Genomic DNA, 21,984 nt, shown 5'->3' with positions numbered 1-21,984 from the left:
TGCCTATATATCGCAACACAAAATAAACAATAAACATTAAACAATAACCGTATTTTCCTCAAAAACCTGCCCAAAAGGGCACTGATATAAAGGAGAAGAAAGTGAATAAGTTCACTAAACAATGCGTTGCCGCGGTGGCTTCGCTTGCAATGGCTGGCACGCTGTGCGTTGCTGGCGCCGTGGTTGCTGGCAGCTCCGCTTGGGCTGCTCAGACTACATGCAATAATGGTGCACCTTGGTCTGATGCTTGCAAGACTCAGAAGGGTTCCATCACGATCACTAAGTATGAATATAAAGGTGATAATGATAAGTCTAAACCTCTTAAGAATGCAAAATTCAAGGTTTACAAAGTAACGAACTTTGATTTAACTGATTATAAGAATTGGCTGACTGTTGCAAGCAAGGTTGAATCTGTTAACACAAATCCAAAAGAAGCTAATGGTTTTACATTTGATGCTGGAACAGCCACAACAACTAATGATACAGGTGAAGCAAAATTCGGTGATCTTGCAATTGGTTTGTATAAAGTAGAAGAAACTGAAGTTCCAGAAGGATACGAAAAGCTTCCGAAGCCATTCTATATGACTATTCCAGAAGTCACTCGTGTTAATAATTCAACAGATAATACCTACAAGTATAACGTAACTGTTGATCCTAAGAACGCTTACACTAAGGATGCTGTTAAGAAGACCGTTGATACTAAAGGCATGGTTGGCGTAAAAGATGATTTGCCATATACCATTGAAAGCGCAATAAAGACAAATAGCGATACACCTTCTGCAAATGTGACAAAGGAAGATTTTGATGGTTTTGCAATATGGGATGATGCATTAATTAGTGCATACGATTCTATTGATGCAAACGTAGTCAAGAAAGTTTCTATTGGTGATACTGAGATTAAGAATGAAGGAGGCAAAACCTATTACGAGGTTAGTGTAAGCGATAGTGACGTTGATAAAGCGACGCGTAAGCGCATTAAGATCACATTTAAAGATGCTGGTCTAGAAAAGATTGCAGAAGCGTATAAAACAAATGTATCTACGAAAGTGAAAGTAGAACTTAAGTTTACACTTAAAGATAGTGTTGCTTCAGGAAAGCTTATCAACAAGTATGGCTTCCAACCAGGATATAAGAAAGGTACTCCTGACACGGATAAGCCAAAGCCTGTAAACCCAACTCCTGATACAAAATCCGAGGTAACTCTTCGCGAGTTCCAGATTAAGAAGGTTAATGGAGCAAAGGAAAGTGAAGCTCTTAAGGGCGCAAAGTTTGCAATCTTTGCTAAGAAGGCTGATGCAGAGTCCTGCAAGAACGATTCATCTCGTACTGCCGATAACTGCAAGAATAAGTCTTCCAAGGGTTTTGATACTGATACTGAAACTGCTGAAAACACTGGTTTAACAAAAGCTGGATTTAAGGCAAAGGTTGGCGAAACTTTCTACGTTGTAGAAACTAAAGCTCCTGATGGTTTTGCTTTGTCTCCATCTATAGACGAAGTGACCATCCCAGCTGCTGAATCAACTGATAATGTTTATACCTATACTTTCAAGGATCTTCCAAATGGTGGTCCTGATGGGAATGGTAAGAATTGGTTCAAGCTTCCAAAGACTGGTGCTGCTGGCGTGATTATCTTCGCTCTCGTGGGTCTTGGTCTTGTGGGCTCTGGTATGTTCGTATTCCTTAAGAATCGCAAGAAGGAAGAAGAGCAGCAGGCTGCGTGATTTGCTCAGTTGATTAGCAAATCATAAAGATTGAGTCTATAAGATTAAATCTATAAACGATTGAGTCTATAACGATTGAGTCTAGGGCAAAAACCCTAGACTCAATCCTATGTGGACTGTTAAAACAACAAAACCCGTCGTTTTTCCGCTTTTTGTTGTTGATTTTGTGGTTTTAAGCAACATTTTCGGTAAGTTTTTCCCGATTTTGTTGTTAATTTTGCCGTTTTGAGCAACAAAAAGCGCAAAATCCCACTGCGTTTGTAGCAAAATCAAACCAAATATTATCTTTAATTCAATAGCTTGAGCTTGGAGGAGTTATGAAGCTAGCCAATATTAGCAATTGGTGCCACTCGTTGAGCGAGCGCACTGTTGCTAAATTGTTTAAGAATAAGGCGAAGCGTACCTCCAGTGTGGCTAGCATGAGCAATGTGGCTGGTGCGAGTGATTTGATAGCGGAAGAATCGCAAGCAACCGAAGAGCAAACTCCACGATCCAACTCAAGCAAAAATATAAACCAAAATACACTTAAAACTAAAAAAATAACTAAAAAGAAAAGCACACTGATGCGTATCTTAGAGCCGATTGCGCTGGTTCTTGCAGGCATTTTGTGCTTTAGCTACCCTGTGTGCTCAACGCTGTGGAACAATCACGTTTCGAAGGAGATATCGACAGCGTACGACAAGTATAATCACGATCAGGCTGGCGACGTGCGGCGCGCGCACATTCGCGGCGCAAAGCGCTACAACGCAACGCGCAAGGATATGCTCACGCGCGACCCGTACGGCGGCGACGGTCAGGAAGATATAACTAACACGCCTGGATACAAGCGTTATCTTAAAACGCTTGAGGAGCCGATGGGCATTATTGGCATTGTAAAAATTCCGAAGATTGGCGTAAAGCTGCCGATTTACCACGGTACAAAAGAAGATACGCTTGCGCGAGGCGCGGGGCACTTGTATGGCACGGATTTGCCAGTGGGTGGCAAGGGGCGGCATACTGTGATTACCGCGCACACTGGTTTGCCGAACGCAACCATGTTTGATTCGCTAACAGACCTTAAAAAGGGTGACTACTTTTATCTTGATGTGCAAGGGGAGACCTTGCGTTACAAGGTGTTTCGTATAAACGTGGTGGATCCGCACGATATAAGTTTGCTGCAGCGCGAGAAGGGGCGCGATTTAGCTACGCTGCTTACTTGTACGCCGTATGGTGTGAACTCGCATAGGTTGCTGGTTACGGGGTATCGTGTGCTGCCGGACCCTGTTGCGCCGCCAGAAGACCATGTGCAATGGCCGCTATGGATGACGTTGTTTGTTATTGCGATGATATTCTCGGCGGCGATTCTTGCCATGATGATCACTGTGGTTGCTGGTAAGAGGCGGCGTAAGTGGGATATTCGCGGCAAGCACATACTGTGGGTTGGGCGCGGCGTGGTTAAACTGCGCTAGCGCTATTTCCCGATTTTGTAGTCCAACACGCTGTTTAGAGCTAGAAAGTGCGTCACATCGTTCGCGCGGATTAGCCGCGCTCACGTCTTCGCCGCGCAGAAGCAGTGCTTCTGCCTTGAGCGGCTCAGCGCTCCGAATTGCCTTCGCTCGCTACGCTTTAAGCGCGAAGGCAGGTCGTCGCGCATATTCTCAGGCGATTATCAGACTTATAACAAAATTACGAGTAGAATAAGAACCGTGATACTTGATCGTCATAATCGTTTAAATTTGGCCGAACTTTACGCCAGCTTGCAAGGAGCGGGAGATGGTGGGGCGCCAGACGCCACCGCGGAAAAGTCGCAAGCAACCGCTGACGAAAAGTCCGCGCAAAAATCACCTATAAAAAGCGAAACGCCGCATCTTCCGCCCGATCAAATGGACGAATTCGTAAACATGATGCAAGTGTACGAAGGCGCGATGTACGAAATAAGCACGAAGCTGGAGATTTTGGACGGCGAGTTTCAGGTGCGATTTTCGCACAATCCCGTGCATCACATGGAGCGGCGACTAAAATCCGTGCACTCGATTTTTGAGAAGCTACGCCGCAGAAACCTAAGCATATCAACGCGTTCGATTCGCGACAATCTGTTCGACGTGGCTGGGATTCGCGTGATTTGCAACTATCGCGACGACGTGTACGCGGTTGCGCAATACCTTTCCAAGCAAACGGATATTCAAGTTTTGCAGGTTAAGGATTATATTAAAAACCCAAAGCCGAATGGGTACCGCAGTTTGCATGTAATTTACGCTGTGCCAGTGTTTTTGTCGTCGGGTGCGCATTACACGCCGGTGGAGGTGCAATTCCGTACAATCGCAATGGATTATTGGGCGAGTTTGGAGCACGCATTGCGCTATAAGGCTGATTTGCCGGACGCAAAGTTGGCGGAGCATTCTAAGACGCTGCTTGAGTGCGCGCAGAATTTGCAGGCAATTGAGGCGCAAATGCAGGGTATTCATCGCGATATTAATGGTGCGCCGCGCGTGGAGGATGCGCCTGAGTCGTAACAACTAATGCGCGACGACCTGCCTTTTCGCTTAAAGCGCGCGAGCGCTATCTCCGCTTTTTGTAGCACGACACACCATTTTAAGCAACATTCTCGGGAAAATCGTCCGCTTTTTGTTGTTGATTTTGCCGTTTTGAGCAACAAAATCGGGAAAACTTGACGCTTTTTGTTGCTCGACACGCCATGAATCGCTACAAAACGCGCGGTTTTCAACGGTTTATAGCCTTTAACCACATTGCTAAAAATCTATTTACAAGCGCAACGCCGCCACTTATTATCGGTCTATGTTTACTAACAAAAATTTCTCATATGGTGCAGAGGAATCTTGTAGAAATACAAATCTCCCTGCCAGACTCATGAACAATTTACTTGAGTCGGAGCGAAATAATTCATGCCTAATGGCGTCGCGTTTCAACGATCGCTCAATTCTGCGCCGATATCTTAAGTCTGGAGAGCTGATTGAGCCTTACAATGGCTTCTACGCTATTCGCGATCACTGGAATCGATTACTGTACAAAGATAAAGTCAAGCGTATTGCAGTCACTCTTACAAATAAGATAAAGATAAAAAAGTGGAATTTTACTGGCGAAACTGCCGCTGTGCTTTTGGGGCTGGAGGTGGTTCACTTGCCTTACATACATCATTCGCTTACCGAAATATATGTGTCGTCTAGTTATGCGGAAAAATTTGCTTCGAATTGTAAAAAATCTGCTTTGGACAAGAAAAAGTCGGTGCGAAGTGCATTTAGACATAAATATAACCGACTAAAACTTTCAGACATGATAGAGGATGAGTCTGGCATAAGGCTTGATGATTTTAATAAAAACAGCTATAAAAATGAGGCGGCGTCGTCATTTGGCCATACTTTTGGGCATATTCCGACTGCTGAAGAGCTTGCGATTAGTCATGTTGCCAGCATTTACAACGTTCTCTACGTGTGCGCTTGGAAGGGGTCGTTCTCCGAGTCGCTAGCAACTTTCGATTCTGCTGCTCGAAAAGGTGAAGATCTTAACAAAATTTTGCGTGTTTGTCGTAAATTTTACGGCTCCATGGATTGTTGTAGCGATACGCCGCAGTTCTTGAACAGTGTTCAGAATCCAAAAAACGCGGATTTTTATGGTGTAAATTATTCTCCTATTAACAATCCAAATTTTCTTGGCACCGATGAATTTGATGTTTTGTCGCGAATGGAGACTTTGGTAAACTATGCGAACCCTAAGAGCGAAAACGGCGGAGAGTCACTTGCGCGGGCGATAATGCTTGAGCTTGGTTTTGTGGAGCCAGAGTTGCAGCACGAGTTTCCAAACCCGAATTATCCACAGAGTCCATATCGCGCAGATTTTATGTGGAAAGTTAACGGAAAAATTATTGTTGGAGAGTTTGATGGCACTGATAAATATTTGATTGAAGATAGAACTTTGCTTGATAGCCGCTCGGTTGCTTGCGACTTGCGTACTGAGTATTTTGATGGAAGTGTTGAAAATGTCAACAACTTCAGCACAAATAACTTATATAGATATAATCGTGATGCAGTTAGGAAGGAACGCAATAGAGAGCGGTGTCTTATGGATTGCGGAGTTGTTAGGGTTGTGCGATTTGATTATTGCGATATCTTGAATCCGATTGAGTTTAAGAAGAAGCTGCTTTCTGCGGGAGTTCCTGTGGCCGTTGCGTGATTTACAACATTCTCGATTAATCATCTACGCTTTTTGTTGCTCAACACGCTGATTAGAGCTACAAAAACGGGAAAATCTTCCGCTTTTTGTTGTTATAAATGGAAAGAACAAAAAAGGGTTTCTAGCAAATTGCTAGAAACCCCGTTCGCGGATGAGGCGAGATTCGAACTCGCGGTAGGTTTCCCTACAACGGTTTTCAAGACCGTCTCCTTAGACCGCTCGGACACCCATCCATGTGTGATTGCTACGCAATATGCGCATCAATCACACAAGCGAATAGCCTACCATAATCCCTAGGAAAACGCACATACTCGTATCTAGTCGCGCCTATTTCCCAGCAACTCCAGCAAGTACACAAACATGTTGATGAAGTCCAAATAAAGATTAAACGCGCAAATAATCGAAATACGTTTAATCATTTCTGGCTGATCAGCATACGCTTCAAAAATCGCACGAGTTTTCTGTGCATCGTAAGCCGTAAGACCTGCAAAAATCAGCACTGCAATCGCAGCAATAAATCGCATTGTTCCAGCACTTGGAGCAACAAACATAAGAATTACCTGACTCACGCACAACACCAGCAAAGCCACCATAAGAATCGGGCCAGCCTTAAGCATATTCACTTTTGTAGTGAGCGCAAGCATTGTAAGGCACAGGAAGAATCCAGCAGTTAAAGCCAAAACCATTGCAATAGAGCCGAGACTAAACACAGTAAAAATCGTACTAAGCGTAAAACCAGTAAGCGCAGCATACACATAGAACATCGCACGCGCAGCAAAAACGCTCATTTTCATAACGCGCATTCCAAGAACAACAGCAAGCACCACTTGCGCAATGATAATGCCGAAGAATCCAAATCGACCCGTAGCATACAAGTAAGAGTAAAGCGCACCCGTACTTTGTGTAAACATTGCCACAAGCGTTGTAACTATTAAGCCAACGGTCATCTCTGCGTAAACGCGACGCACGCTCACGCGCTCAGCATGCTCGCGCACATAAGTAGCCTGCGCGTCTACGATTGTTGGGTTTTGCGCAAAATTGCCAGCATAATTGCTGTTAAAATTTCCAAAATCTCCCATAAATCCTCCTAAAATTCTGTAAGACTCTGTATAACTCTATACAACTATATAAACACTTGAAAATCTGATTGTAGTACATTTGTACGAAACGCGCAATATCAAAATATTGACAACAAAGTGCGTCAATTAACTCCGCTTTTTGTTGTTTGAGACGTGGTTTTGAGCTACAAAATGCGGAGAGACTAGATAGAACGATAGTTATGCTCTTGAGATGTGATGGAGTCAAGTACGAATCGCGCGTCACTTCGATTCTTCTGGCTGCTTATAAAATCCTGCGGAGAATAAGGCGCTGCGCTGTTAAACATCTCCTCGTATTGCGAAACGCTTAATTGCGTGCGATTGTTTAGCGACTTTAAGTGCTGATTAGAAAACAGCGCGCTACGCCAGTCTGGAACAAGTGTTGCGCTAAAGAATTCTGCTACAGCGCCAGAACCGTAGGAGAACAAGCCGATTTTTTGACCTGAGAGTAAGGGAGACAGGCATGTCGGCGATTCGTTTGTGTGTGTTGCGGAAGATAAGTCGCAAGAAACCTCAATATCGCCATCAACCGCAGAATCGTCAAAATTCCTAAAATAATCGTAATCAAGTAAAGAAATTAATCCTAAATAGAGTGAACCAGTGTAAATATTACCGATTCGGCGACTGTATTGTGTGCTGTCTTGGTATCGCGCAAGAAGACGTTCGCGCGTATCGCTTGTAATAGGCGCGCTCGAATTTTCCTCCAACCCAGCACGAAGCGCCTTAAGCCCCATTTTTGTGTATGGAAGATGGAAGCAAATCGCCTCAAAATCGTTGAAATTGCAGGCGTTTTCCGCACTGTACCGCTGCCACACGTCGCAGAACATGCGAATGTATTGTTCGGTTGAAAACTTTCCGCGAGCCAACGCCGTGCTTTGATATACGGGCCGCCAAAAATCCTGGATTTCCGCTGATTTTACGACGCTGTCGTTATTGATTTGCAACACGCGCGGATTCTCGCTTACAAGCATCGCCACAGCACCAGCGCCTTGCGTCACCTCGCCAGGAGTGCCAACGCCGTAGCGCGCAATGTCTGCAGCAATCACCAAAACTTGCGCGCCAGGATGCGTCAAAACGTAGTCACGAGCCATCATAAGCGCCGCAGTTCCGCCATAACACGCTTCTTTTACTTCCACGCAGCGCACCCACGAGCTAAGGTTTAGAAGTTTGTGAATATAAAGCGCGCTGGATTTGCTGGCGTCGACGCCGCTTTCTGTGCCAACGATCACCATTTTGAGGCGGTTGCTGTCGATGTACTGCATAAGCGGCAGAGCAGCTTGAGCGCCAAGTGTTACGATGTCTTGGTGGTTTGGTGGCACTGCCTGTTGGCTTTGACCGATTCCGATTGTGAATTTGTTCGGGTCTATTCCGCGCTCAATCGCAAGGTCGCGCATGCTTAGATAGCAATTTGGAGTTGCGAAAGTTATGCGGTCGATTCCGACTTTTGGCGTGTTTTTTGAAGTATTGCTCATGATTTCCTATTTTTTTTTAAGGCGATTTTTTTAAGGACGATTTTAGTGGTGTAAATTTTACGGCGTGGTTGCTGGCGACTTATCCCAAACAGAAGGAAGTCGCAGTTAACCGAGTAACACGTGTAATTATCATTTTAAACTCTAAGTATTTTTGTCTTTTCGCAAATTATCAAGAATCATCCTTGCAGAATTCGTGTTTAAATCGGAAGAATTTTCGTTTAGAAGCGCGTGCACAACTTTTTGAATTTCGTCTCCGCGCGCTCCAGATGCTATAGCGATATTTGCGGCTTGAAGGCGCATGTGACCAGCTTGGATTCCAGGACCTGCGAGTGCGCGAAGGGCCGCCAGGTTTTGCACGAGTCCTACGGCTGCTAGAACGTTACGGAAATCATTGGCGTTATTGACTTTAGAAACTTGCAACGCGACTTTTGACATTGGTAGCGAGGCGATTGCGCCGCCCACTGTGCCGATTTGCAACGGGATTTCGATACGACCGTAAAGGATTTGACCTGAATTTTGCAAGGTCCAGGTTGAAAGAGGCATGTAACGACCAGATTTTGCTGCCCATTCGTGTGCGGCGGCTTGTAATGCGCGCGTGTCGTTACCAGATACGAGTGCTGCTGCAACTATTCCATTTAGGATTCCTTTGTTGTGGGTTGCAGCGCGCTCCGCGTCTACGGCGGCCAGGGAGCTTAAGGCGGCGATGCGTCGCGCAAGGCGCATTCCGTCGGCATCTCCAGCCGCGGCTGTTTTTGCGCTAGTCACAAGCGCTTCTACGGGTATGCGCACTTCGGCGACTGTTGCTGCGCGGCTGGAGTTGGCAAGAATTGCCACCAGCGCCTTGCGTCCAACCCAGCTTTCCAGCTGGGTTTTAACAGCTTCGCCAATGGTGTTTGCTATGTTTGCTCCCATTGCGTCGCATGCGTTTATGTCTAGTGTTAGCTTGGCGAAGCCTGTTAACGCCGCCGCCTGCGCGCGTTCTAATCCGCCGCCGCGTTGGTATATTGATGGGTGTGCGGAGCGCGCAACCTCACTAATCGCCGTGCGTTTTGACTCGTTACGCATTATGCTATCTAGTTTTTTGGCTACGCTTCCGTCCGCGTCTTCAAAAACTATTTGTGCGCGCGTAACGTAATGTGCGCTGTGTGCTACAACGCCGTTTTCTAGGCTTTTTGATGTGATTTTTGCACCGTTGCATGCGGCAGCGATTACGGATGGCTCTTCTGTAGCCATCAGCACGTTTTGCATAACTCCGTTTACTTTTAGACCGCGCACAACGCCTACTGGCAGGTTGAATCGTCCGATTTGGTTTTCGATCATGCTGTTTGCAACGCTTGCAGGAATGTTTGTTTCGCTGCTTTGAGCGAGTTGTGCGAGCAGAAGTTGCGCGTAATCGCCGCTAAGCGCGCCTTCTGATTCCAGCGTTTTTATGCGCTGTTCCACGCTTAATTCTCGAAAAGCTGCCATGTTTCTCCATTTTTTTTTGACGTCATTTTCGCGATTTTCACTTTTGCAATGTTGCTTTGATGCTATTGACGCTATTCAAGTCGCCGGCAACCGCCACATTCGCCGCCAGCAACCGCGCGTATCACAACACTCCGTATGCGTTCTGCGACTTACTTCGCGCGTGTCACAACACGTGCACGTCTATCACACGTCTACTTTCGCATCCTAACTTGCATGCTCACTCCAATTCCGCCTCCCACGCACAGAGCTGCAACACCGTTTTGCATGTGATTGTCTCTAAGTGCGTAAAGAAGTGTTGTTAAAATCCTGGCTCCGCTAGCGCCCAAAGGATGCCCGAGCGCAATCGCGCCGCCTCTTATGTTCAGTTTGCTTTCGTTAATGTTCAGCTGCTGGCACACGGCTATGCTTTGTGCGGCAAACGCTTCGTTAATCTCAAAAAGGTCAATGTTTTCAACGGTGTAGCCCGTGTTTTTTAGCATGCGTTCCATAACGTGTTTTGGCGCGTAGCCCATAAGGTCTGGACTGATTCCACCTTCTGCGAATCCTACGATTTCTGCCAAATAGTCGATTCCGTGCGCGATTGCGTAGTCTTTGCTCATTAAGACGAGTGCTGCTGAGCCGTCGTTGATGCCGCTTGCATTTCCGGCTGTCACAGTAGGCGAGTGTTTTGCTCCAGAATACGCCTCGCGAGTTTCATCTGCCTCGCGCATTCCACCAGTTTCGCACCTGTCAAAATCCGCCTCAAACAACGTTTTAAGCTTAGAAAGCTTCTCTATAGAAGTGTTGGCGCGCGGATGCTCGTCTCTGTTAATCACAGTTCCGTCCAAAAGCTGCACGGGTGCAATCTCCGCGTCAAAATCGCCGTTATTTTGCGCGAAAACGGCTTTCTGGTGCGATTTTAGCGCAAAAGCGTCTTGCTGCTTGCGCGTTATGCCAAACTTCGCGGCCACGTTTTCGGCAGTAACTCCCATTTCTTTGCCAGTAAAAGCGTCACAAAGTCCGTCTTTTTTTAGTCCATCAACCAGTGCGCTGTTGCCGTAGCGAAGGCCACCAAATCGCACGTTTTGCGCGTAAAACGGCACGTTGCTCATGCTTTCCGTGCCTCCAGCAACTACCACTTTTGCATCTCCCATGCAAATCGCAGATTGCGCAAGGCGAATGGCTTTAAGACCAGATCCGCAAACTTCGTTGATTGTCATTGCGCAACTTGACTCGTCAAGCCCCGAGCTAAGGGCGATTTGGCGCGCAACGTTTTGACCGCTGCCTGCTTGAAGTACGTTGCCAAAAATCGCTTGATCTACAGATTTTGGACTGATTTTTGCGCGTTCGATTGCGGCTTTTGCTGCGATTGTTCCTAACTCAACAGATGTGAGCGATTTCAACGCGCCTCCGAATTTTCCTATCGGTGTGCGCGCTGCGCTTACAATCACAACATCACTCATACGTTTAGCCGCCAATCAGTTGAAAACTAGCCGATTAAAGCTATCTTGATCAAGCTATCTTATTGAAAATTATTAAAAATTGCATGTTGAAAGCTAGCACATTTAGAGTAATAGGTTTCAAACACCAACCGAACTACTTTATCGTATTTTTACGCAAAATTGCGATTTGTGAAGAATTATGTTTAATTTTTTCACAATTTGCGCACAATCATATTGACTTGGCTATTGGCGGAAGGTGATTGACCCATCGTTAGGATCCATCGACTCCACAATCGCCAGCGAATCCAAGTCATATCCAGCTTCGCGCAACGCATCTCCGCCGCCTTGGAAGCCTTTTTCAATCGCAATGCCAATGCCAGCAACCGTGGCTCCAGCGTGATCGCAAATGTCAATCAACCCTTGCAAAGCTTTGCCATTAGCCAAAAAATCGTCCAAAATTAAAACGCGGTCGTCTGCGCTCAAATATTTTCTAGACACAATTACAGGGAATTCGCGTTGCTTTGTGAACGAGAATACGGTAGACACGTATTGATCACCATCCAAGTTGATTGATTGCGCTTTCTTTGCAAAAACCACTGGAACGTTGCCAAAATGACGCGCAGCAACGCACGCGATTCCGATTCCCGAAGACTCGATTGTTAGGATTTTGTTGATTTGCGTGTTTTTAAAATGCTGCGCCCATGCAGCTCCCATTGCGTCAAAAAGCGCGCAATCGCACTGGTGGTTAAGGAATGCGTCAACTTTCAAAACATTTCCTGGCTTAACAATGCCTTCTTTTTGGATACGTTCTTCAAGTTCTTGCACGATTATTCCTTTCAAATTGCGCCGCATTTTGCGTGTGTAGCGTGTATTTGTATAGCTTACCCCCAGCTTTGACTCACTTGCGCGACGACCTACCTTTTCGCTTGAGAAGCGTAGCGCGAAAAGGTAATTCGGAGCGCTGAGCTTGCTCAAGGTTGAAAGCACAGTGTGCTTTCAACGCAAGCGAGGACGTGAGCGCGCTGTAACGCGCGAGCGACAAGACCTACCTTTTCGCTTAGAGCGTAGCGCGCGAACGATGCAAAACGTTGTTTAGAGCTACAAAGTGCGTCAGTTTTTCCGCTTTTTGTACGTGATTTGGGTCAAATGTGCTACAAAGTGCGTAAGTTGCGTAATGCGTATAGTGCAAAACGCACGATTTGTGTTTGGCTGCCGTTCGTTAAAATTGGTTAGAGTTTAATTTTTGCGATTTGGAACACGGGAGTGAGGGGCTTTTGAGCAAGTACGGTTACGATTTTGATTTGTTTGGCAATCCAGAAGATGCCGACGAGCAGAGCGATGCTTCTATTAGCAATGCTTCTATTAGCGATGCACCTATTAATAAAGATATGACGAGCGAAGTTTCTGCTTCTACGGTTGCTGGCGATTTTTCCGCAAAATATTCAAATTCCGTACAATCTTCCCAAACAGCTCAATCTTCTGCCGCTGCCCAATACGCTCAAACATCCGCACAATCTTCCAACATTCCTGAAATCAACCCACAATCGCTTTTAGAAGGCTTAAATCCACAGCAATCCAAGGCTGTTCAATACACTGGCCCAGCGCTTTTAATCGGAGCTGGCGCAGGCAGCGGCAAAACGCGTGTTCTTACGCGCCGAATCGCGTGGATTTTGGCTAATCGCAAGGCGTGGCCGAGCCAAATTCTTGCAATCACGTTTACAAATAAAGCGGCTGCGGAGATGCGCGAGCGCTTGGCGAGCTTAATAGGCAATAGTGCAAATAGCATGTGGGTTTCCACTTTCCATTCCGCTTGCGTTAAAATTCTTCGCGCTCATGGCGATTCAATCGGCTTAAAATCAGGTTTTTCTATCTACGATTCTTCCGATTGTGAGCGTCTTGTTAAAATAATCGCATCCGAATTGAATATTGATATTAAAAAGTTTACTCCTAAACTTTTATTGTCTAAGATATCTGAGTTTAAAAATAATTTGGTTACTTGGCAGGAAAATCTTAAAAATTACGCACCAGATTATAAGCCAGGCGCGTCTGTATCTGGTGCATCTAGCTTTAATGCTGCTGGCAATGCTGATGCGCTTTATGCTGCTGTTTACGCGGAGTATCAAAATAGGCTTAGCGTTTCGAATGCTGTTGATTTTGACGATTTGATTATGTTAACGGTTAAGCTTTTGCGCCAAAATCCGCAAGTTAGCGCGTATTACAAGCGAAAGTTCCGTTACATTTTGGTTGACGAATATCAGGATACCAATCACGCGCAATACGTGTTGATTCGTGAGCTTGCAGGTGTGGATGATTATTCCACTGATTCCACTGTTTCATCAGTTTCACCAGATTCCACTCAACTTCCGCAATCTTCAATCACGGTTGTTGGCGATTCCGACCAGTCAATTTACGCTTTCCGCGGTGCAGATATTCGCAATATTCAAGACTTTGAGCAGGATTTTTCAAGCGCTACAACAATTATGTTGGAGCAGAATTATCGCTCTACGCAAACCATTTTGGATGCTGCAAATGCTGTGATCTCCAACAATGCTAATCGAAAACCTAAAAAGTTGTGGACATCTTTAGGCAAAGGCTCGCCGATTGTCGGTTATGTAGCAGATAACGCGCAAGGTGAAGCTTCTTGGGTTGCTCAAGAAATCGCGCGTTTGGCAGGCGAAGATGGCGTAAACTATTCAGATATTGCGATTATGTATCGCGCAAATTCGCAATCTCGAAGCTTAGAAGATGCGCTTATTAAGTCGGGCTTGCCTTATCAGCTTGTTGGCGGAACTAAGTTCTACGAGCGCCGCGAAGTCAAAGATGCGCTTGCTTACTTGCAATCGATCGCAAACCCTGATGACGATGTCAATATGCGCCGCATTTTAAACGTTCCAAAGCGTGGTCTTGGTGCGCGTGCTGAGTCGCAGATTACGTCTTATGCAAAAGAAAATTCTATAAGTTTTTGGTCTGCTCTTAGTCAAATAGATAAGATTGCAGAACAAATTGGTATTTCATCTCGAACTTTTAATGCGCTTAAGAGTTTTAGGGATCTTATGACTTCGCTTATTGACTTTATGAAAGCTAACGATTCCAAGCCTTCTAAGGTTGTGGAGAACGTGCTTAACGAGAGCGGATTGTTGCAGGATTTGCGAGAGTCTAAGGACCCTCAAGACGAATTTAGAGTAGATAACTTGTCTCAATTACAATCGGTTGCAGCTGAGTATGAGCAGAATACGCCTGATGCTAATGTTGCTGGTTTTTTGGAGACTACGGCTTTGGTTGCGGATTCTGATCAGCTTCCAGACCAGGGCGAAGATACTGGAAAAGTTACGCTTATGACGCTTCACACGGCTAAAGGTTTGGAATATCCTGTTGTGTTTTTGACTGGAATGGAGCAGGGCACTTTTCCTCATTCGCGCTGTGTTGACAATCAAAAGGAGCTTTGCGAGGAGCGTCGTCTTGCATACGTTGGCATAACTCGCGCTAAGAAGATTTTGTACGTCACTTGGGCGGCTGAGAGATCGCAATGGGGCAAGTCAGCGGAAATGATACAAAGCCAGTTTTTGGACGAGATTCCTGCCGATTTGATTTCTTGGAAGCGCAAGGAAGCAGATGTTATGCGTGCTGGGCTTAGGGGAGCGGGCAGTGTTTTTGACCGCGATTTTGACAGTGATTTTGGAAGCGATGGTGGTTGGGACGACGATTCGTACACCACTTACGGCGGATCGAGTTACCGAAAATCGCATTATGGCAAGTCGTATAGCTCAAAGTCTTATGGCTCTAATTCATATGGCAATTCATATGGCAAGTCGTATGGTTCAAAGTCTGGCAAAGTCACCACTCGTATCGCTAGAAAATCGAGTGCATCATACCAGCATCAATCGTTCACTTCAAATTTGCAGTCATCTGCATCATCATTGTCTTATAAAAAACAGGGTTTGCAAGAAAAGGACAATCACTTAAATATCAACGATTTTCATGAAGGCGATAAAATTTCGCACGACACTTACGGTCTTGGAACTGTTCTTAAAACGCAAGACAAGGGAAGAAACTCAATTATTACAGTTGACTTTGGTTCGGATGGTGTAAAAAGACTCATGTTAAGAGTTGCACCAATTGAGAAATTGTAAAATTGTAAAATTTTTCGTTTTATAAATGTTGCACTTAAAATAATGGAATGCTATTGGAGATTACTTTAAATTGTTAATTGTAATATTGTTATAACTAGTGCGCGATTATATACACTAAAACAAAATATTCAAGACTTGTTTTCTATTAAGCTATACGAAAAAATATAAAAGTAGGAAAAATATAGAAGTAAACGAAACCGCAAATGTGTAAGATTCGTGACTCAAGAGTAAGTCGATTAAGCTCTTAAACATTGCGATTGTATTTATAAAGAGATTTTAAAAGGCGTGGCGCTTGCAAACATAAGTGCCGTAAAGCGTGTTGCATTAAACAAAAAGCAACACTAAAAAATAATAACTAGATTTAATGAGGTATTTATTATGAAAAACAAATTATTCGCATCGCTTCATGCAATTATTTTTGGAATTCTTATTGCTATAGCGCCATTGACATTTGCAAAACCATGCTCAACAGGAGGCATGCATAAAATGCAAAAAATGCCTATGATGATGCAACCTATGGCATGCTACTACACCAGCCGCGTGGCTATTGGAATTGGCGTAGTTATTGCAATTCTAGGCATTATTGCGCTATTTGTTAAAGAACACGTTCGCGCTGGCTTAAATATTGCTGTAATCGCTAACTCTCTGTTTATGATCGCTACTACAACATTCCTTATTGGTGTTTGCAAAAGTCCAATGATGCATTGCGCATCTGTTATGCGTCCAACGTTGATTGTGCTATCTGTACTAGCGTTGGTGTTTGCATCTGTTAGCGTGTATCTTGACACTAAATCTGCTTGCTAGTGCGCATCTAAGTAATTTACTATGCACACTATTACATTAAAGCGATTGCCGCTAGAAAACCTAAAGCAAAAGCCGCTTAGAACCGCCGCGTTAATCGTGGTCTCCGCGTGCTTAGCTGCAGTGTTTTTTGGCGGCTCGCTAATCTCCCTTAATCTTTCTAATGGTTTAAGTAGTATGCGCGCTCGCCTTGGCGCGGATATTATGGTTATTCCGCAAAACACATACAATCGTGCGGAAGCGTTGCTAACTAATGGCGGATCGAGCACGTTTTACTTTACGAACAATATTGAGGATTTTGTGCGAAAATCAAAAGGCGTTGAAAAAGCAAGCGTACAAACTTACATATCTTCTCTATCTGCTGGATGCTGCGCAGAAAAGTTGCAAATCATAGGTTTTGACCCTACGAGTGACTTTGTAATCGCGCCATGGATTTATTCGCAACACAAAAGCGAGCTTAAAAAAGGGCAGATGATTGCAGGCGCAAACGTGCTTGTGTCTTACAAAAACACGGTTCGCTTGTATGGGCACGAATGGCCGATTGTTGCGCAACTTGCTAAAACGGGCACTAGCCTAGACAACTCAGTGTTTGTAAACAGAGACACGATTCCAGCGGTTATTAAATATTCTTCTAAAGTTGGGCACACTGCGATTCCTGCAAAATACGCACGCAAGGCAGTTAGCGCTGTTCTTGTAAAAGTGAGCAAGGGTTTTAGCGCTCAAAAAGTTGCGGAAAATATTCGTAAAACTAGCGGAATTAAAAGCCTTGGAGTTGTCTTTCCAAGCGGAATTACCGAGCAGACTAAAAAGAGCTTAGAGGTGCTAAATAAGGCGATTTTTCTTGGCATTCTTGCGTTTTGGCTTGTGGGTGTGCTGATTCTTGTGTGCGTTTTTGCGTCTTCTACATCGGAGCGCAAAAGAGAATTTGCTTCTCTTAGGATTTTGGGCGCCAATAAGAGCATGCTTCTAAAGATGGTCGCGCGTGAATCGTCGGCGATTGGTTTTGGTGGAGGCGTGATTGGCGTTGCTTTTGCTTCGCTTATTTTGTTCCCATATAATGTTGTTATTTCTCAACAGCTGCAACTACCGTACTTGGAGTCGAATGTTTGGTTTGTGTGCGCGATTGCGGCAGTTTCTGTAGCGTTTTCTCTCGCTAGTGTTTTGGTAACTTCTGCGATTATTGTGGGGCGAATCGCAAGCAGGGAAGCGTATTTGACTTTAAGAGATGGCGAATAAAATGGCGAATAAAGTTGTTAGCAACGATTTAGTAGTAAATCTTAAAAATGTCACTCGCGAATTTAAACGCAAAAATAGGAAGTTTATTGCTGTAGACAATGTTAATTTTTCGCTTAAAGCTGGCGACTTTGTTGCGATTGTGGGCAAGTCTGGCAATGGAAAATCTACTCTTTTAAACATGATTGCAGGTCTTTTAAAGCCGACGCGTGGAAACGTTACGATTTTTGGATGCAATATTTCACTGCCTTCTATAAGCGACGAGCAAATTTCTGCGATTCGCGCAAAAAACATTGGTTTTGTTACGCAATCGCAGACGCTGCTTGCTAATTTGAATGTGATAAATAACGTTATTTTGCCTGTTAAGATTTTTGATGCTTCTTCTAAGCGAATAGGCGATTCAGCGGAAAAACTTCATCCAGAAGATTGTGTGAATGTGACTTCCTTCGCTATGGATTTGCTTAAGCGACTTAACGTGGACGATCTTGCGCATTGTTATCCACGTGAGCTTTCTGGCGGAGAAATGAGACGCGTTATGATTGCGCGCTCTTTGATTAACAACCCACGTTTACTGCTGTTGGATGAGCCTACGGGCGATTTGGATTCGCAAAACACTCAAACTGTGGTGTCTCTGCTGCGCGATTGTGCGGATTCTGGCGCGGCCGTTTTAGTCGTTACTCACGATGAATCGGTTGCTGCAAGCGCTAACAGTGTTTACACAATGGACTCTGGCATACTTCGTGCACTCTGTGACTGAGCTTTGTTGCGCGGTTTTCCTATTTGATGTTGTTCGAGGGCTGGGTGTTTCTTGTCTCACAACGCTCCGCCTCTTACGTGTTGGTTGTTGTTGCGGTTGTTCCGTTTTGTCTTTGATTTTGTTTTTGGATTGAGGTTTGTTTGTAGTGGTTGATCATTTGGATTATTTGGTATCGGCTGCCGCTCTTATACTGTTCGACCAAGAATCACCCAGCCCTCTTACGTGCTTGAACAATTGCGTGGTTTTTATCACCGAGATTCTCGATTTTTCTTGCTCTCTCGGCGAGTCACCACCTTCGGCGCTGAGGCTCACCTCGTTCACGGCGAAAAACCTCGAATCTTCACCTAGCTTGGTGTAATATACGTGCAAAAGATGACGTTGATGTGAGCGCGAGTATCTACGGCGCGGAGTAGTATAAGGAACGATGCCTATTTTTTGTAGGCATTATCTGGAGCCTTAGCCCATCAGTGGGTCGGCGCGCAAGAATTATGGCGTTATTTCAGCGTTTTAATGCTTTCGCGTTCGTGTGTTAGCACGAAGAAGCACTGGAGAGGCTGGCTCAGCGTGAACAATCGTAAATGTTTGGTTCACGTTCCGTTCAGATAACGACAGAATAAAGGATTAGTAATGACTAATATTCAGCGTTCTCGCCGTCAGGTGCGTCTTTCTCGCGCCCTCGGCATCGCTTTGACCCCAAAGGCTCAGCGTATTTTCGAGAAGCGTCCATATGCTCCAGGTGAGCACGGCCGCACTCGTCGTCGTACCGAGTCCGATTACGCAGTACGTCTTCGCGAGAAGCAGCGTCTTCGCGCTCAGTACGGTCTTTCCGAGAAGCAGCTTCGTGCAGCTTACGAAAAGGGTACGCACACTGCAGGTCAGACTGGTGACGCAATGCTCACCGATTTGGAAACCCGTCTTGACGCTTTAGTTTTGCGCGCAGGTTTTGCTCGCACAACCGCTCAGGCTCGCCAGTTTGTTGTGCATCGTCACATTTTGGTAGATGGCAATCTTGTTGATCGCCCATCCTACCGTGTTAAGCCAGGCCAGACCATTCAGGTTCGCGCTAAGAGCCAGACAATGGTGCCATTCCAGATGGCTGCTGAAGGCGTTCATCGTGACGTTTTGCCAGCAGTTCCTGGTTACCTCGATGTGAATCTTGCCTCTTTGAAGGCTACTTTGACTCGTAAGCCGGAAGTCGATCAGATTCCAGTTGAAGTCAACATCCAGTACGTCGTCGAGTACTACGCTCGCTAAATTCTGGATTTCATTCTTAAGGACATACCGCTTGACCCCTGCTGTGCATTGCATAGTGGGGGTCAATGCGTTTTGCTTGCGATTTTTGCTGTAATTTTCCCGTGTTTGTTTACGTATTGGGTCAAATGGTAAACAAAAGCAGGAAGTTATAGCGTGTTTGTATAAAAAGCAATATGAATTATGCTAAAAATAGTGATATGTTGTGATGTATTAACTTTTGTTTGGGATTAGTCGCCAGCAACCGTACATTTTGTAACAAAACAGTTTAATAAAAAAACAAAATCATATATAATTATTCACAATAATATTCGTTATATTACAAAATATAACATTCTGCGAGTGTTGAATCAGAAAATATATAATAGATAACTGAGCGTCTAGTAAGCGTTGTAAGTAAGAAGATACAAGAATAAGAAGTTATACGAAAATAAAAGAAGATAAAGAAGAATAAAGAGACGATGGAGTCAAAGATGTCTCAAATTAGCAATGAAGAAGATGTGAAAGCGGTGCAAGAAGCACAGCAATATATGACTGCGCACAACGCACAGTATGCAGAAGATGCAGAAGATGTAAGAGACGCAAAAGACGTGTTAAGCAATAACGTTTTTGAAGGGGATGATTTTGTGGAAAAGCCTAAAAAAGTTGCAGGACTTCACAATATTCCAACAACAGCTGGTTTCGCTGGTCCTGGTGGTGGATTTGAAGGTGGCGCTGCAGCAGGATTTGAAATTGATGAAGACGGCACTACGCATAAGAAGGCAGATGAGCGTCAAGTTGAAAAAAGCTTGGAAGACACAGATGCTTTTGATGCAATAGACATTAATGCAATTCGCGCTAGGAACAAGGCTGGCGGCGCAAACCACTCGGTTATTAACAAAATAACCAGCACGGGTGTTGGAGATTCTTCGCTGAGTAGTCTTGTAGCTCAAGCAGAAGAAGAGGCGGCTGAAAACGTGCAGTCTGCGCAATCCACTATGCATTCGGACTCATACCAAGGATTACAGTCACCAATGCATTCTTCGATAGGAGATAATTCCTTCTACCAAACGCAACAAATTCCGACTGTTCAAACTCCTATTCGAGATTTCGGTGGAGAGTATCCGTATAAGTTGTATCGTCCAGGAACATACGCACGTGAGCATATTCGTATTACGGCAACAAAGCTTTCCGACGGTCGTGACTTTTTCTACATCGACGACAACCCAGAATATGTTAGCGGGCACAAAACAAGGGAGCTGATCGACCCTAGAAAGTTGGCGTATCGCTTTACATCTCATTTTGATAGCGAAGGTAATGAGGTTCCTAGCGAAGTTCCGCAAATGCGTCAGGATCCGCTTACAGGAGACTGGATTCCTATGTCTAGGCTGTGGGCAAAACGACCAGCCCCTGTTCTTAGAGAGAGTTCAAATAGCGATAGCTTAAATAGTGATAGTAATCAGCAATCAAGAATCGACCCATTCGCTGGTAGAAAGCCAGAATCTGAGTATCAAGATGGTGAAATTCCAGACGAAGACTACGACGTTGTTGTTTTTGAAAACCGTTATCCAGCTATGGCTCAGGTTGCAGGAGTGCCAAACACAACAACCTACGTTGACGGCAATCCGCTGTGGAAGCAGGCTCCTGCAGCTGGTCGTTGTGAGGTGATTTGCTTTAGTTCCAACGAAAACATGCTTCCAGCTAATCTTTCTGTTTTGCGCATGCGTACGATTGTTGAAGCCTGGGCGTTTAGAACCGCGGAAATTAGCCAAATTGATGGCATTAAGCAGATTTATCCTTTTGAAAATCACGGCAGCCAAATTGGTGTGACTTTGAATCATCCTCACGGTCAGATTTACGCTTATCCGTTTATTGCTCCTAGGTTGGAGCAGGAGTTGCGCCACACAGAGGCTTATTTTGAGCGCACTGGCAGTAATCTTCTTAAGGATTTGATGAATTCGGAGATTGAGGCTAAAAAGCGTGTGATTATGCATAATCATAGTTGGGTTGCGTATGTGCCAGCAGCAGCGCGTTGGCCTCTAGAAGTGCATGTTGCTCCTGTTCGTGATGTTCTTACTTTGGATCAGCTTGACGACCAAGAGCGTTGGGATTTGGCACAAATTTATATAACACTTCTTAGACGTGCTAATAAGTTCTTTGGTTTTAATGGCGACTCTAGTACTAAATCGTTTGCAGGTTCGGCTGCTTTCGACTTATCTTCTGGTATGAGTGCTGCAAATTCTAGCGAATTTGTTGATTTGCCTTATGTTGCAGCATGGCATCAGGCTCCTGTGCATGATTCTCGTCGTGCGCATTATCGTCTTAATTTACAATTCTTCTCGTTTATGCGAGATGCTAACAAAATCAAGTATTTGGCTGGGTCGGAAGCTGGGATGGCATCTTGGATTTCTGATACAACGCCAGAGCTGATTGCAAGTAGATTCCAAGAATTAGGCGATGTTGATTTGGATTAGTCTTACCTGTATTA

15 protein-coding genes and 1 tRNA gene are annotated in these 21,984 nt (G+C 44.8%); 10 read left to right on the top strand and 6 right to left on the bottom strand.

Translation table 11 applies throughout. The annotated features are described in order from the left end of the window. The first annotated feature begins 101 nt into the window (after positions 1-101). The 4 genes from HXT46_RS04985 to HXT46_RS04970 all read left to right on the top strand — a co-directional run bounded on the left by HXT46_RS04985 (position 102) and on the right by HXT46_RS04970 (position 5,888). Complete coding sequence (locus tag HXT46_RS04985) at positions 102-1,721, top strand: SpaH/EbpB family LPXTG-anchored major pilin (RefSeq protein ID WP_421785802.1); 1,620 nt, start codon at positions 102-104, stop codon at positions 1,719-1,721. A gap of 317 nt (positions 1,722-2,038) precedes the next feature. After that, positions 2,039-3,169, top strand: coding sequence for a class C sortase (locus HXT46_RS04980; RefSeq protein WP_421785800.1), 1,131 nt, complete (start codon positions 2,039-2,041; stop codon positions 3,167-3,169). Between the two features lie 237 nt (positions 3,170-3,406). After that, positions 3,407-4,213, top strand: coding sequence for a GTP pyrophosphokinase (locus HXT46_RS04975; protein WP_004574898.1), 807 nt, complete (start codon positions 3,407-3,409; stop codon positions 4,211-4,213). Positions 4,214-4,610: 397 nt separating this feature from the next. Further along, positions 4,611-5,888, top strand: coding sequence for a hypothetical protein (locus HXT46_RS04970; RefSeq protein ID WP_421786343.1), 1,278 nt, complete (start codon positions 4,611-4,613; stop codon positions 5,886-5,888). 148 nt (positions 5,889-6,036) lie between these two features. Here HXT46_RS04970 and HXT46_RS04965 read toward each other — a convergent pair. The 6 genes from HXT46_RS04965 to HXT46_RS04940 all read right to left on the bottom strand — a co-directional run bounded on the left by HXT46_RS04965 (position 6,037) and on the right by HXT46_RS04940 (position 12,170). Then, positions 6,037-6,121: transfer RNA gene (locus HXT46_RS04965), tRNA-Ser, on the bottom strand. An 84-nt stretch (positions 6,122-6,205) separates the two neighbouring features. After that, positions 6,206-6,967 carry a Bax inhibitor-1/YccA family protein gene (locus tag HXT46_RS04960; RefSeq protein WP_101887666.1) on the bottom strand — a complete coding sequence of 254 codons (762 nt, stop codon included), beginning with the start codon at positions 6,965-6,967 and terminating at the stop codon, positions 6,206-6,208. A gap of 182 nt (positions 6,968-7,149) precedes the next feature. After that, the gene (locus HXT46_RS04955; RefSeq protein ID WP_421785797.1) at positions 7,150-8,457 is read right to left on the bottom strand and encodes a hydroxymethylglutaryl-CoA synthase; all 1,308 of its coding nucleotides are present in this window, start codon (positions 8,455-8,457) and stop codon (positions 7,150-7,152) included. Between the two features lie 141 nt (positions 8,458-8,598). Continuing rightward, entirely contained in the window at positions 8,599-9,924 is a 1,326-nt protein-coding gene (locus tag HXT46_RS04950; RefSeq protein WP_415681855.1) for a hydroxymethylglutaryl-CoA reductase, degradative, read from the bottom strand. 191 nt (positions 9,925-10,115) lie between these two features. Beyond that, on the bottom strand, positions 10,116-11,366 hold the full coding sequence (locus tag HXT46_RS04945) for a thiolase family protein (protein ID WP_009994898.1): 1,251 nt from the start codon (positions 11,364-11,366) through the stop codon (positions 10,116-10,118). 222 nt (positions 11,367-11,588) lie between these two features. After that, complete coding sequence (locus HXT46_RS04940) at positions 11,589-12,170, bottom strand: xanthine phosphoribosyltransferase (RefSeq protein ID WP_004113391.1); 582 nt, start codon at positions 12,168-12,170, stop codon at positions 11,589-11,591. Positions 12,171-12,619: 449 nt separating this feature from the next. On the opposite strand from HXT46_RS04940, the gene HXT46_RS04935 reads away from it, so the two are divergent. The 6 genes from HXT46_RS04935 (at position 12,620) to galT (ending at position 21,970) form a co-directional block, all read left to right on the top strand. After that, positions 12,620-15,475, top strand: a complete 2,856-nt coding sequence (locus HXT46_RS04935) for an ATP-dependent helicase (RefSeq protein ID WP_162860830.1) — start codon at positions 12,620-12,622, stop codon at positions 15,473-15,475. 378 nt (positions 15,476-15,853) lie between these two features. Continuing rightward, positions 15,854-16,279, top strand: coding sequence for a DUF4418 family protein (locus tag HXT46_RS04930; protein ID WP_004117420.1), 426 nt, complete (start codon positions 15,854-15,856; stop codon positions 16,277-16,279). 21 nt (positions 16,280-16,300) lie between these two features. Then, positions 16,301-17,512 carry an FtsX-like permease family protein gene (locus HXT46_RS04925; RefSeq protein ID WP_421785794.1) on the top strand — a complete coding sequence of 404 codons (1,212 nt, stop codon included), beginning with the start codon at positions 16,301-16,303 and terminating at the stop codon, positions 17,510-17,512. Between the two features lies 1 nt (position 17,513). Continuing rightward, positions 17,514-18,266 (top strand): ABC transporter ATP-binding protein, encoded by a 753-nt coding sequence (locus HXT46_RS04920; protein ID WP_244897398.1) that lies wholly within the window; start codon positions 17,514-17,516, stop codon positions 18,264-18,266. 627 nt (positions 18,267-18,893) lie between these two features. Continuing rightward, positions 18,894-19,520, top strand: coding sequence for a 30S ribosomal protein S4 (rpsD, locus tag HXT46_RS04915; protein WP_004113375.1), 627 nt, complete (start codon positions 18,894-18,896; stop codon positions 19,518-19,520). A gap of 1,055 nt (positions 19,521-20,575) precedes the next feature. Further along, on the top strand, positions 20,576-21,970 hold the full coding sequence (galT, locus tag HXT46_RS04910; RefSeq protein WP_410311462.1) for a galactose-1-phosphate uridylyltransferase: 1,395 nt from the start codon (positions 20,576-20,578) through the stop codon (positions 21,968-21,970). The last annotated feature ends 14 nt before the right edge of the window (positions 21,971-21,984 follow it).

The organism is Gardnerella sp. DNF01204, assembly GCF_049244145.1.
Classification (GTDB): Bacteria; Actinomycetota; Actinomycetes; order Actinomycetales; family Bifidobacteriaceae; genus Bifidobacterium; species Bifidobacterium vaginale.
The sequence above is the reverse complement of the archived record's forward strand: the minus strand, read 5'-3'. Positions and strand labels throughout refer to the sequence as shown.